Consider the following 13,333-nt stretch of genomic DNA (forward strand, 5'->3'; position numbering starts at 1 on the left):
GAGGATCAGCGGAGCCTAGCTCATTGTTACCTACGCTCACAATGAATAAGGTCCTGATATTGTTCCCGCATGAACATGCCCGATTCCGACAGCCTGCTCGCCGAGCAGTTGCTCAGGCTCACGCGCCGGGTGCACCGCATCCAGAAGCGTCAGCTTCATGAGCGCGGTCTCGGCGTGACTCCGGCCCAGTCCCGACTGCTGCGCACCCTCGCGCACTGGGAGACGCCACCGCGCATGGCCGATCTCGCGGAGCGGCTGGAGGTGGTGCCGCGCGCGGTGACCACGCTCGTGGACGGGCTGGAAGCGAGCGGCAAGGTGCGCCGGGTGCCCGATCCGGCCAATCGCCGGGTGATCCGCATCGAGCTGACCGACGACGGGGTGAAGGTTCTTCAGGAACTGCACGCCGTACGCAGGGCGGCCGCGGAGGAGATCCTCGCTCCTCTGACGGACGAGCAGCGCCGGGCGCTCGGCGAGCTCCTGGACACCCTGGTGGACACACACGGCTGAACAGACCGCGGCCACCGCTCCGTAACCCTGGAGCGGTGGCCGCGGTCCGTTCGCGAACGCCGGTCAGCCGGCCTCGGAGACCGCCGGCTCCTTGGTGGTTCCTGCCGGTACGTCGGCGGGCTGCTCCTCCGCGGCGGGCTCGACGGTCTCGCCGCCCAGCACCTTCTTCGCCCGCTCGATGTCCAGCGCCCCCTCCCAGCGGGAGACCGCGAAGACGGCGACGCAGTTGCCGAGCAGGTTCGTCACGACGCGCATCGAGTCCATGATGCGGTCCACGCCGAGGAGCAGGGCGACGGCCCCGGCGGGGATGGCACCCAGCGAGGACGCCGTGGCGGACAGGGCGAGGAAGGCCGAGCCCGGGATGCCCGCCATGCCCTTGCTGGTCAGCATGAGCACCAGGACCACGGTGATCTGCTGGCTCAGGCTGAGGTCGACACCGACCGCCTGGGCGATGAACAGCGTGCCGATGGAGAGGTAGAGCGAGGCGCCGTCGAGGTTGAAGGAGTAGCCGGTGGGCAGCACCAGGCCCACCGCGTCGTCGCGGGCGCCGGCCTTGCGCAGCTTCTGCATCACGCGTGGCATGACGGACTCGGTGGACGCGGTGCCGAGCGCGAGGAGCATCTCCTCGCGGATGTAGCGCAGGAACTTCCAGAGGCTGAGCCCGGTGACCGCCTTGAGCGCGACGGCGAGCAGCACGATGAACAGGGCGGCGGCCGCGTAGCACAGGACGATCAGCTTGGCGTAGGTCTCGATGACGCCGAGGCCGTACTGGCCGATCAGGACTGCCATCGCGCCGAACACCGCGATCGGCGCGAGGCGCATCACGAAGCCCACGACCGCGAAGATGATCTCCTGGGCCTGCTCGATGGCGGGCAGCACCTGCGGGACCTTGGTGTGCCCGAGGTGCAGCAGCGCGGCGCCGACCAGACAGGCCAGGATGAGCACCTGGAGCAGGGAGTTCTCGGCGAAGGCGCCGATGAAACTGGTGGGCAGCGCGTTGACGATGAACTCGGTCGTCGAGGGAAGGTGCCCGCCGCCCGTCTTGGCGTCGACGGCGGCGGTGTTGAGCGTGGCCGGGTCGACGTGCATCCCCGAGCCGGGCTGGACCACGTTGGCGGCGACCAGACCGATGATCAGCGCGAGGGTGCTGGCGACCTCGAACCAGATCAGCGCCTTGAGCCCGATCCGGCCGAACGCCTTCAGGTCACCGGCCTTCGCGATGCCGACGACGACCACACAGAACACGAGCGGCGAGATGATCGTCTTGATGAGCCGGGTGAAACCGTCGCCGAGCGGCTGCAGGTCCGAGGCGAAGCCGGGCCACAGCTTTCCGACGAGGACGCCGAGCACGAGCGCGCAGGCGACCTGCGCGAAGAGAGAGGTACGCAGTATGTGTGCGACGCGTCGTGGGGACGGGACGGACGGCGGCACGGGCACTCCTTGAGCGACGGGGGACGCGCAGAAGCATGGGGGATACTTCTGCGATACGGAAAGCGGTTTCCGTGACGATCACTCTGAAGGGGCCGTTGATCACGCGCAAGACCGTCGCGTTTCAGCCGCGTAAATCACGCCGCCTGTGACGCATCGCACACAACTGACCTCAGCAGCCGCTGCGTTCGCCGGTCAGTACCCCCTGAGCGGTGGTGAGAGAACGGTCGTAGCAGCCGGCCGAACCGCGGATCCGATAATGCTCGCTCGTCGTGCCGACCGCGTGCCGCTGGTCGCGCGGGACGTTGATCGTGTACGTGGCGTCGCCCGCGTAGGTGTCGTCGAGCCGAGACCACGCCGTGCGGTGGCCCGCTCGGATCGCCGAGACCTCTGCACGGTCACCGAGGGTCAGCACGGTGCGCAGCCGGTCGCCCGCGCCGATGGTGGTCGTGCCGTCCATCGTGTACGTGCGGTGGGCGCGGGTGGTGCGGACCGGTCCGCGACCGTCGACGGTGACCGACTCGTCGTCCGTCCAGGTCGCCTTGAGCGCGTCGGGGTTCTCATCGTCGCCCCAGCGGTGGGTGGACGTGTTCGCCAGCGAGCGGCGGACGGTGGTCGTGACTCGGCCGTGCGAGGTGTCGACATATCCGGCGACGGTGAGCCGATGGTCACCCTCGGTGTCCACGCGGTGTTCCGAACCGGGTGCGTGGGTCGAGGAGTTGGCGAGGTCGCCGTTCTGGAGCGTGGTGAGCCTCCCGGTGACGCGCGCACTCTTGGCGTCCTGCCAGACGAGGACGTTCACGGGGGTGCTCCAGCCCGGCTGCCCCTCGGGGACGCCGACGACCGCGACCTCCACGCGGTGCGGGCGCCCGTCGTTGAGGATTCCGGCGAACGGGGTGAGGTCGTATTCGATCGGCTTGATGTCGAAGGCGCGGGGGCCCGGGACGACGTACCAGAGGAAGGGATTGGACCAGCCACCCGTCCACACGGTCGGGAACGGAGCGGCGATCCCCGCGAGTCGGCCGTCGACCTTGATCTGCACCTCACGGTAGGGGCCGTTGTCGGCCCGGCAGGAGTACGGCGCTTGGGACGGCACCGTCAGGTACCAGTACTCCTCGCAGCCGCCCCCCGAACCGGTGGCGTACACCTCGGCGAGGATGCGCTCGCTGTTGCGCGGGGTGGTGAGGGTGTTGTCGTCGAGGGTCAGCACCCGGTCCGGTGCCGTGGCCTGGTGTCCCTCGTAGAAGGTGAGCGTGACCTTCACGTCGATGATCCCGGTGTACGTGTCGTCGACGACGTTTCCGATGAGCATCTCGACGTCGTGACCGGAGCGAAGGGTGTCGCTGTAGCGCGTGACGTCCTTCTCGACGGACCACTGGATACCGTCGGGCGAGGGCTGCGGTGTGGACGTACGGAAGACCTCGACCCCGCCGATGTGCAGATATCCGAGCCGGTCGAACTGCCGTCCCCTGACCTTGCCGTCCATGCGCAGCACAACCTTGCTCCAGCGGTCGCCGCAGCCCTCGGGCGGTGTGTAGGTGCCGGTGTAGGGGGTGAAATCGCGGAACTGCGCCTCGGCGACCGTGACGTGGCAGGACCTGCCCGAAGGTCTGCTGACGGGTGGTGCCGCGGTGATGGGGTCGTGCCAGTCGGTGCCGAACTCGGCGGGGAGGTCGGCGGATTGGGCCGCCGCGGAGGGAGCCTCTGCGGCCTGGGCGGGGGTCGCCCCGAGCAGGGTGCTCGCCAGGAGGGTCGCCCCAGCGAGCATGGACATGACGATCCGTCTCTTCATGGCCGTGTTCTACGGCGAGTCGGGCATCCTCCGCAATGCCGCCTCCCGCGGCGACATCAGGCCCTCAGGTCCGCCCTGTCTCCCATCACCACCACGGGATGCCGGTCCGGATCGAGCGTGCGCAGCAGATACCGCATCGCCGCCCTGGACACGCTGACACAGGCGGACGTACCACTGCCGTGGTCCATGTGCAGCCAGATGCCGCCGCCCTTGGCGTAACCCTGAGGCCGGGACTGGTTGTTCGGCGGGGTGCCCTCGATCCGGTTGTAGTCGATGGCGATGACGTAGTCGAAGTCGTGCCAGTAGGACCTGGGCCACCAGCGTGGGGCCGCGATGGCGGCGGACCTCGAGTACGGCAGCCGGGCCCCGGGGTCCGGAAGCGCACCGCCCGCGTCACTGAGTGTGAACACGCCGACGGGACTGCGTTTGTCGCCCTCGTGGTGGCCGGTGGTCCAGCCCCTCTTGCCGTTGTGCGCGGGCCAGCCGCGGACGCGGTCCCAGGCGGAACCGTGCTTGGTGTAGAGCACGACGGTGGCGTCCGCGGAGTCCTTGCCGTCGCCGTAGACCACGACGACCTGGCGGGAAGCGGCGGGGATGCGGCGCTGGAGGCGGTCGCCGACGTCGGGGATGCGGGTCGGTTCGTCCGCGGGCTTGTCGGCGGCCTTGGTGTGGGTGTTGCCGGTGCTTGCCGGGCCCGGACCGCCGCACCCTCCGAGGGGGATCAGCAGGGCTCCCAGGAGCGTCGTCGTCACCGCGGCACGTCGTGCGCCTCCGTCTCGCATCGCTCCATGGTCGCACCGTGGCCCGGAGAAAGCCGATTCCGCGAACGCAGCCAATTCTGTACGGCGCGGCGGAAAACCTGTTGCCTCCGACCACGCTCTGCCGCGACCCTTTCACGGTTTGCAGCCGCCGTGCGCGGCTCCCTTTCACCCCCCTGACACGAGCCACTGGACGTCACCGTCATGCAGATCCAAGACCTTCCGTATCCCGACCCGGGTGTGCCCGACGCACGCTCGGGCTCCCGGTTCCTGTGGTGGCTCTTCAGGAACCAACTGGGCGGACAGCTCAAGTCACTTGCCTGGGGACTGCTGCACTTCCTCTCCATCTCCGCGCTGCCCTTCTGCGTCGGCGTGGCCGTCCAGGCGGTCGTCGACCACTCGGGCCGCCGACTCGCCCTCGCGGGCGGCCTGCTGGTGCTGTGCTGCATCGGCAGCGCGCTCGGCGACACCTTCCTGCACCGCACCGCCGTCACCAACTGGATCACGGCCGCCGCGCGCGTCCAGCAGCTGCTGGCCCACAAGGCCGCGAACCTGGGCTCGGCGCTGACCCGGCGAGTGGCGGCCGGCGAGGTCGTGGCCGTCTCCACCGGCGACGTCGAGAAGATCGGCTGGTTCGTGGAGGCCTGGTCGCGGTTCACCGCGGCGGCGGTCACGATCGTCGTGGTCTGCGCCGGAATGGTCGTCTACCAGCCGCAACTCGGCGTGGTGGTCGCCGTGGGGCTGCCAATCCTGGCGCTCGCGGCGCTGCCGCTGCTGCCCCGGGCGACCCGACGTGCCGACTTCCAGCGCGAGAAGGCCGGCCGCGCCACCGAGCTGGCCTCCGACACCGTCGCCGGTCTGCGGGTGCTGCGCGGTATCGGCGGCGAGGAACTCTTCCTCGACCGCTACCGCAGAGCCTCCCAGGAGGTCCGCCACGCGGCCGTGCGCAGCGCCCGGATGTGGTCCCTGATCGCCGCGATCCAGGTACTGCTGCCGGGACTGCTGCTGATCGCGGTCGTCTGGTACGGCGTCCACCTGGCCCGGCAGGGCCGCGTCGAGATCGGCGAACTGGTCGCCGTCTACAGCTCGGTCATGATCCTTTCCTATCCGCTGCGGCACTTCGAGGAGATCGCCATGGCGTACTCCTTCTCGCGGCCCTCGGCCACGCGGGCCGCCCGGGTGCTGTCGCTGGAGCGGGCCATGTCCGCCGAAGGCTCGCGGGACAGGGCCGGGGACGGCCTGCCGGCCGGGGATCTGTACGACCCTGCCACCGGTCTGCTCGCCCCCTCCGGTCGGCTCACCGCGGTGGTGTGCGGCGACCCGGACGCGGCGGGGCTACTGGCCGAGCGCCTCGGCGGGCACCCTTCGGAAGAGGGCACGTCGGTGCTGCTGGGCGGGGTGCCGCTGGACGAGTTGCCGCTTGGTTCGGCGCGCACGGCGGTCCTGGTCCAGGACAAGGACCCGGTCCTGCTCTCCGGGACCCTGCGCGAACTGCTCGACGTGCCCGCCTCGGGCGACGTCGGCGCCGAGGAGGCGCTCGCGGCAGCGCAGTGCGCGGACGTGCTGGCCGCCCTGGTCCAGGGGTCCTTGGGCGCCGAGGACCCGATGGACGCGCGCATCACCGAGCGCGGACGGTCCCTGTCGGGCGGCCAGCGCCAGCGGCTCGCCCTGGCCCGGTCCCTGTTCACCGACCCGGAGGTGCTCGTCCTGGACGAGCCGACCTCCGCCGTCGACTCGCACACCGAGGCACGGATCGCACAGGGGGTGCGGGACCTGCGGGCCGGGCGCACGACCGTGGTGTTCACCTCCTCGCCGCTGCTCCTGGACCACGCCGACCGCGTGGTGCTCGTGCACGAGGGCGAGGTCGCGGCGGTCGGCGTGCACCGCGAACTGGTGCGCAAGGAACCGCGGTACCGGGCGGTCGTCACCCGCGAGACGGACGAAGAGGCCGCCCTCAACGACGTACTGAACGAACTGGAAGAGATCGAGGAGACAGCATGATCGGCGTGGCGCCACCGGCCTACGACCCGGCGGCACCGACGACGGCGAACACCCTGCCCGTCGGAGCCACCGCGACCGTACGTGCCTACGTGGCCGAACTGTTCCACCGGCACCGCCGCGCCTTCGCGCTCCTCGTCGGCGTCAACACGGTCTCGGTCGTGGCCTCGATGGTCGGGCCCTGGCTGCTCGGTGACCTCGTCGAGCGGGTGTCGGACGGGGCGAAGGAACTCCATCTGGAGCTGACGGCCGGGCTGTTCCTGATCGCGCTGATCGTCCAGGCCGTGTTCGTACGGGAGGTGCGGCTGCGCGGTTCGATGCTCGGCGAGCGCATGCTGGCCGACCTGCGCGAGGACTTCCTCGTACGGTCGGTCGGCCTGCCGCCGGGCGTCCTGGAGCGGGCCGGGACCGGTGACCTGCTGTCCCGGATCACGACGGACATCGACCGGCTCGGCAACGCGATGCGCGAGGCCGTGCCACAGCTGGCGATCGGCGTGGTGTGGGCTGCGCTGCTGCTCGGCGGGCTCGTGATCACCGCGCCGCCGCTGGCCGCCGCCGTGCTGCTCGCCCTGCCGGTGCTGGTGGTCGGCTGCCGCTGGTACTTCAAGCGGGCGCCGTCCGCCTACCGCTCGGAGGCCGCCGGGTACGCCGCCGTGGCCGCCGCGCTCGCGGAGACCGTGGACGCCGGACGCACCGTCGAGGCGCAGCGGCTGAGCGCCCGCCGCATCGAGCTGTCGGAACGGCGGATCAAGGAGTGGACCGCCTGGGAGCGCTACACCCTGTGGCTGCGGTCGGTCCTCTTCCCGTGCATCAACGTCAGCCACGTGATGATCCTTTCGTCGGTGCTGATGGTCGGCGGGGTGTTCGTGCTCCAGGGCTGGATCGGGGTCGGCCAGCTGACGACGGGCGCGCTGATCGCGCAGATGCTCGTCGACCCGGTCGGGCTGATCCTGCGCTGGTACGACGAGCTCCAGGTGGCCCAGGTGTCGCTGGCCCGGCTGGTCGGGGTCCGGGACATCGAGCCGTCCAGTGGCGACGCCGGGCTCGCTCCCGATGGGCGGGACGTGCACGCGGACCGGGTGCACTTCGGCTACGTCGAGGGCGTGGACGTCCTGCGCAAGGTGTCCCTGGAGGTCGCCCCCGGCACCAGGCTGGCACTGGTCGGTCCCTCGGGTGCCGGCAAGTCCACCCTGGGCCGTCTCCTCGCCGGGATCTACGCGCCCCGGGACGGCCGCATCACCCTCGGCGGCGCCGAACTGTCCCGGATGCCCGCCGAACGCGTTCGTGAGCACGTGGCCCTCGTCAACCAGGAGCACCACGTCTTCGTGGGCTCCCTGCGCGACAACCTCCTTCTCGCCCGCACTGACGCCACGGACGCCGAGCTCTGGGCGGCCCTCGGCGCGGTCGACGCGGACGGGTGGGCGGGGGCGCTCGACGAGGGTCTGGACACCGAGGTCGGCTCGGGCGGCCTGACCGTCACCCCGGCCCAGGCCCAGCAGGTCGCGCTGGCCCGGCTGGTGCTGGCCGACCCGCACACCCTGGTCCTGGACGAGGCGACGTCGTTGTTGGACCCGCGGGCCGCACGCCACCTCGAACGTTCCCTCGCCCGCGTCCTCGACGGCCGCACCGTGGTCGCCATCGCCCACCGCCTGCACACCGCCCACGACGCGGACGTCATCGCCGTCGTCGAGAACGGCCGCATCAGCGAGCTGGGCAGCCATGACGAGCTCGTCGCGGCGGACGGGGCGTATGCGGCGTTGTGGAGGTCGTGGCACGGGTGAGGGGTGGGGGTGGGTACGGGTGAGGGGGCGTGGGTGCAGGTGCCTGGGAGTGCGAGTGTGTGAGTGCCGGGGGTGCCCGGGGTGTCGACTGGGTGGGAGGTCGGCTGGGCCGCTGAGGTTCGGGGCCCTTGGGCCCTGAGTTCCAGGACCCCGGCGGCTCGGCGGCTGGCGGCTGGCGGCTGGCGGCTGGCGGCTGGCGGCTGGCGGCTGGCGCAGTCTCGCGGGGCCGCTGTGGGGTCGGCAGGGGGGCGGGCCCGGCCAGCCGCCCTCCGGCCGCACCCAGAACCCCGGGCCCTCCATCGGCCGGCCCAGCCCACATACCCCGCCCGTAGCGCACACCCTGGCCCCTCCGACGACCAGTCCAGCCCGCACCCCGACCCACTCCACCGGCGAACCCAGCGCACACGCCGGCCCAGCCCAGACCCAGCCCCCTCCGACCGGCCGCTCCAGCACACACCGGCCCCTCCAACAACGGCCCAACCCCCACCTTCGACCCCTCCAACAACGGCCCAACCCAGACTCCGGCCCCCTCCAACGACCGGCCCAACCCACACCCCGGCCCCCTCCAACCACCGCTCCAGCCAGCGCAGCGCCCCCGTGGCGTTGCGCCGTCCCGAAGGGGGGTGGAAGGCTGGACAGCAGCACCGGCTCTGGGAGCGCCCGCGGACGGCATCGTTCGACGGCGGGCGCGGCAAGTGCCCCGTGAGTCCGTGGTCCGCCCCGGGCCGCGGGAGGACCGGGTCCGTCCCCTTCACCTGGAGGTACCCGTGGACAGCTCCGACGGATGGGGAGACGACGTCTACCAGCCCGACGGCTCCGAGATCCAGGACGACGCGGGTCTGCTCGACGCGGAGGACACCCTGGAGGACGACGGAGTCGGCGACCCCCTCGACCGCGGCTGGTCCCCGCCGGACCGACCGTGGGCGGTGGAGCACAGCGGTGTGACGGCCGCGGAGCGCCGACGGGGCGAGACGCTGGACCAACGGCTCGCGGAGGAGAGGCCCGACCTCGCGCCGGCCGACGGTGACGGCATCGGTGACTGCGACGGCTCCGACGGCGAGCTCCTGGACAACGAGGTCGGCGCGATGCGCTCCGGCCGTCTCGTGGCCCCCGATGAAGGGGCCCACGAGGACGAGGAGAGCGCGCTGATCGCCACGGACGTGGGCATCGACGGTGCCGCGGCGTCCGCGGAGGAGGCCGCGATGCACATCGTCGACGAGGAGCCCCTGTCCGGCTGACCGCCGTGGCCGCCCGACCGGTCCCGCACCGCCCACCGCACTGCCCACGCCCCATCCCGTACCGCCGAAGGAGCAGCCATGCAGCAGGACAAGCAGCCCGACTACCACCCGGTCGTCTTCCGTGACCGCTCCGCCGGCTACGCGTTCCTGACCCGGTCCACCGCCACCAGCGACCGGACCATCGAGTGGGACGACGGCGAGACCTACCCGGTCGTGGACGTGGAGATCTCCTCGGAGAGCCACCCCTTCTACACCGGCAAGGCGCGGACGGTGGACTCCGAGGGACGTGTGGCCGCCTTCGAGCGGCGGTACGGAGGCGGGACCGGTCAGGGCAGCTGACGGAGGAATCCGGCGGCCCGGCCTCAGATGAAGTTGAGGGCCGCCGCGCAGCCCACTCCCCCGAGAAGCATGAACACCGGCATCAGCACCTTCAGCTCGACCCAGCTGCCCGCCCGGAACCGCATGAACTTCGGCGGGCCGATCGGGTACCAGCGCTTGCGGCCCACCGGGATCGGCCACAGGACCGGGCAGCCGGAGACCGTCAGCGCGTCCCCGATGTCGTGCACCAGCGCGCCCAGCACGACCGGCAGCCCCAGCCACAGGTACTCCTGGCCCGGCTGCGTGAACAGCCAGTCCGAGCCGTTGCCCGGCTTGTCCAGAACACCCGCTATGATCCACGCGCTGGTCGCGGCCAGCAGCCAGACCAGGACGTCGGCGCTGGAGCCCCGGGTCGCCCGCCACAGCAGGCCCTCGATGGCCAGCACCATGTGCACGAACAGGAGCGCCAGGACCGCCCAGCGGCCGCCCGTGATCGCTGCCACCGAGCAGCCCGCGCCGATCATCACGGCCCACAGCCAGGTGTGGGTGAGCGTGCGGTGTCCACCGGAGCGACGCGGGTCGCCCTGCTTCTTGGTGGCCTTGTAGACGGCGTACGAAAGCTTGTCGACGATCTCGCACAGGCCCCGCGAGATCGGCCCGAAGGCCCGCGAGATCGTGGCCGCCTTGTGGTCGAGGTCGGGAGCGAGCGCGGCGCCCGCGCAGATCAGGGCTCCGGCCAGCAGTACGGGCCACGGCATGGTGTGCCCCGTGGCGGCGGCTGCCGCTCCTACGCCCAGCCAGGCCGCGGCGCCCGACAGTGAGTGTGCTGGTCCCATCATCGGCGTTGCCCGCCCCATTCCTCGTGTGCCACTGTCCAGTTGACCGGCTGCGCTGACGCTCCGTCGGCGACACAGCGTACTGGTCATGATCTTCCCACTCGCATCCGATTCCCCCATCGGGCATCCGGGCAGGCAAGATGGGTGGGTGACCCTCATCGATCAGCTGCCGCCGACCGCCGACCCCGATGCCCTCTACGAAGCCTTCGAGTCGTGGGCCGAGGAGCGGGGGCTGACGCTCTACCCCCATCAGGAGGAGGCGCTGATCGAGGTGGTCTCCGGCGCGAACGTGATCGTGTCGACGCCCACCGGCTCCGGCAAGAGCATGATCGCGGCGGGTGCGCACTTCGCCGCCCTCGCCCGTGACGAGGTCACCTTCTACACCGCGCCCATCAAGGCGCTCGTGTCGGAGAAGTTCTTCGAGCTGTGCAAGATGTTCGGCACGGAGAACGTCGGCATGCTGACCGGCGACGCATCCGTCAACGCCGACGCTCCCGTCATCTGCTGCACCGCCGAAGTGCTCGCCTCGATCGCGCTGCGCGACGGCAAGGGCGCGGACGTCGGCCAGGTCGTCATGGACGAGTTCCACTTCTACGCCGAGGCGGACCGCGGCTGGGCCTGGCAGATCCCGATTCTGGAGCTGCCCCAGGCGCAGTTCGTCCTGATGTCGGCCACGCTCGGCGACGTCTCGATGTTCGAGAAGGACCTGACCCGGCGCACCAACCGGCCCACGTCGGTGGTCCGCTCGGCGACCCGCCCCGTGCCGCTCTCCTACGAGTACAAGCTCAGCCCGCTCACCGAGACCCTCACGGAGCTCCTGGAGACCAAGCAGGCGCCTGTCTACATCGTGCACTTCACGCAGGCGCAGGCGGTGGAGCGGGCGCAGGCGCTGATGAGCATCAACATGTGCTCGCGCGAGGAGAAGGACAAGATCGCCGACCTGATCGGCAACTTCCGCTTCACCACCAAGTTCGGCCGCAACCTCTCCCGTTACGTACGGCACGGCATCGGCGTCCATCACGCCGGCATGCTGCCCAAGTACCGGCGGCTGGTGGAGAAGCTCGCCCAGGCCGGTCTGCTGAAGGTCATCTGCGGCACGGACACGCTCGGCGTCGGCGTCAACGTACCCATCCGCACCGTGCTGTTCACGGCGCTGACCAAGTACGACGGAAACCGCGTCCGCACCCTGCGCGCTCGCGAGTTCCACCAGATCGCGGGCCGCGCGGGCCGGGCAGGCTTCGACACGGCGGGCTTCGTCGTCGCCCAGGCACCCGAGCACGTCGTCGAGAACGAGAAGGCGCTCGCCAAGGCCGGCGACGACCCGAAGAAGCGCCGCAAGGTCGTCCGCAAGAAGGCACCCGAGGGCTTCGTCGGCTGGACGGACAACACCTTCGAGAAGCTGATCGCCTCCGAACCGGAGCCGCTGACGTCCCGCTTCCGCGTCACTCACACGATGCTGCTGTCGGTGATCGCCCGTCCGGGCAACGCCTTCGAGGCGATGCGGCATCTCCTGGAGGACAACCACGAGCCGCGCAGGCAGCAGCTGAAGCACATCCGGCGGGCGATCGCCATCTACCGCTCGCTGCTGGACGGCGGCATCGTCGAGAAGCTCGACGAGCCCGACGCCAGTGGCCGCATCGTCCGCCTGACCGTGGACCTCCAGCAGGACTTCGCGCTCAACCAGCCACTGTCCACGTTCGCGCTCGCCGCGTTCGAGCTGCTCGACCCCGAATCGCCGTCCTACGCCCTCGATATGGTTTCTGTCGTCGAGTCCACCCTGGACGACCCCCGCCAGATCCTCGTCGCCCAGCTGAACAAGGCGAAGGGCGAGGCCGTGGCCGCGATGAAGGCGGACGGCGTCGAGTACGAGGAGCGCATGGAACGCCTCCAGGACATCACCTACCCGAAACCCCTGGAGGAGCTCCTCTTCCACGCGTACAACACCTACCGCAAGAGCCACCCCTGGGTCGGCGACCATCCCCTCTCCCCGAAGTCCGTCATCCGTGACATGTACGAACGGGCCATGTCCTTCACGGAACTGGTGTCCTTCTACGAGCTGGCACGCACCGAGGGCATTGTCCTGCGCTACCTCGCAAGCGCCTACAAGACGCTCGACCACAACATCCCGGACGACCTCAAGTCCGAGGATCTGCAGGACCTGATCGAGTGGCTCGGCGAGACGGTCCGCCAGGTCGACTCCAGCCTCCTGGACGAGTGGGAGCAGCTCGCCAACCCCGAGGAGATGACCGCCGAGGAGGCCCAGGAAAGGGCCGACGAGGTCAAGCCGGTCACCACCAACGCGCGCGCCTTCCGCGTCCTGGTCCGCAACGCCCTGTTCCGCCGCGTCGAACTCGCCGCCCTCGACCAGGTCGAGGAGCTCGGCGAGATGGATGCCGAGGCCGGCTGGGACGCCGACGCGTGGGGCGAGGCCATGGACAAGTACTGGGACGAGTACGACGACCTCGGCACCGGACCCGACGCCCGCGGTCCCAAACTGCTGCAGATCGAGGAGGAGCCGCAGAACCGGCTGTGGCGCGTACGGCAGACTTTCGCCGACCCGAACGGCGACCATGACTGGGGCATCAGCGCGGAGATCGACCTCACCGCCTCCGACGCGGAGGGCCGCGCGGTCGTCCGGGTCACCGATGTCGGCCAGCTGTGAGCACAGGAGAATCCC

General features: G+C 70.5%; 10 protein-coding genes. 6 read left to right on the forward strand and 4 right to left on the reverse strand.

The window, feature by feature from the left end:
- Window positions 1-69 precede the first annotated feature (69 nt).
- The gene (locus RNB18_RS29605) at window positions 70-507 is read left to right on the forward strand and encodes a MarR family winged helix-turn-helix transcriptional regulator (protein WP_311717180.1); all 438 of its coding nucleotides are present in this window, start codon (window positions 70-72) and stop codon (window positions 505-507) included.
- 63 nt (window positions 508-570) lie between these two features.
- Here RNB18_RS29605 and RNB18_RS29610 read toward each other — a convergent pair whose 3' ends face one another.
- From RNB18_RS29610 to RNB18_RS29620, 3 genes are all read right to left on the reverse strand, one after another.
- On the reverse strand, window positions 571-1,938 hold the full coding sequence (locus RNB18_RS29610) for a cation:dicarboxylate symporter family transporter (RefSeq protein ID WP_311717181.1): 1,368 nt from the start codon (window positions 1,936-1,938) through the stop codon (window positions 571-573).
- Window positions 1,939-2,107: 169 nt separating this feature from the next.
- On the reverse strand, window positions 2,108-3,727 hold the full coding sequence (locus tag RNB18_RS29615) for a peptide-N4-asparagine amidase (RefSeq protein ID WP_311717182.1): 1,620 nt from the start codon (window positions 3,725-3,727) through the stop codon (window positions 2,108-2,110).
- A 56-nt stretch (window positions 3,728-3,783) separates the two neighbouring features.
- The gene (locus RNB18_RS29620; protein ID WP_311717183.1) at window positions 3,784-4,509 is read right to left on the reverse strand and encodes a L,D-transpeptidase family protein; all 726 of its coding nucleotides are present in this window, start codon (window positions 4,507-4,509) and stop codon (window positions 3,784-3,786) included.
- A gap of 180 nt (window positions 4,510-4,689) precedes the next feature.
- Here RNB18_RS29620 and RNB18_RS29625 point away from each other — a divergent pair, with 180 nt between their 5' ends.
- The 4 genes from RNB18_RS29625 to RNB18_RS29640 all read left to right on the forward strand — a co-directional run bounded on the left by RNB18_RS29625 (window position 4,690) and on the right by RNB18_RS29640 (window position 9,841).
- Window positions 4,690-6,486, forward strand: a complete 1,797-nt coding sequence (locus tag RNB18_RS29625; RefSeq protein WP_311717184.1) for an ABC transporter ATP-binding protein — start codon at window positions 4,690-4,692, stop codon at window positions 6,484-6,486.
- Window positions 6,483-8,264 carry an ABC transporter ATP-binding protein gene (locus tag RNB18_RS29630; protein WP_311717185.1) on the forward strand — a complete coding sequence of 594 codons (1,782 nt, stop codon included), beginning with the start codon at window positions 6,483-6,485 and terminating at the stop codon, window positions 8,262-8,264. The genes RNB18_RS29625 and RNB18_RS29630 overlap by 4 nt, the downstream gene beginning before the upstream one ends.
- A 767-nt stretch (window positions 8,265-9,031) precedes the next feature.
- Window positions 9,032-9,502 carry a DUF5709 domain-containing protein gene (locus RNB18_RS29635; RefSeq protein ID WP_311717186.1) on the forward strand — a complete coding sequence of 157 codons (471 nt, stop codon included), beginning with the start codon at window positions 9,032-9,034 and terminating at the stop codon, window positions 9,500-9,502.
- 78 nt (window positions 9,503-9,580) lie between these two features.
- The gene (locus tag RNB18_RS29640; protein WP_062051008.1) at window positions 9,581-9,841 is read left to right on the forward strand and encodes a type B 50S ribosomal protein L31; all 261 of its coding nucleotides are present in this window, start codon (window positions 9,581-9,583) and stop codon (window positions 9,839-9,841) included.
- Window positions 9,842-9,864: 23 nt separating this feature from the next.
- On the opposite strand, the gene RNB18_RS29645 is transcribed toward RNB18_RS29640, so the two are convergent.
- Window positions 9,865-10,659, reverse strand: coding sequence for a metal-dependent hydrolase (locus RNB18_RS29645; RefSeq protein ID WP_311717187.1), 795 nt, complete (start codon window positions 10,657-10,659; stop codon window positions 9,865-9,867).
- A gap of 145 nt (window positions 10,660-10,804) precedes the next feature.
- Here RNB18_RS29645 and RNB18_RS29650 point away from each other — a divergent pair, with 145 nt between their 5' ends.
- On the forward strand, window positions 10,805-13,318 hold the full coding sequence (locus RNB18_RS29650; RefSeq protein ID WP_311717188.1) for a DEAD/DEAH box helicase: 2,514 nt from the start codon (window positions 10,805-10,807) through the stop codon (window positions 13,316-13,318).
- Window positions 13,319-13,333: the final 15 nt, after the last annotated feature.

This window comes from Streptomyces doebereineriae (genome assembly GCF_031845645.1).
In the GTDB taxonomy this organism is placed as follows: domain Bacteria; phylum Actinomycetota; class Actinomycetes; order Streptomycetales; family Streptomycetaceae; genus Streptomyces; species Streptomyces canus.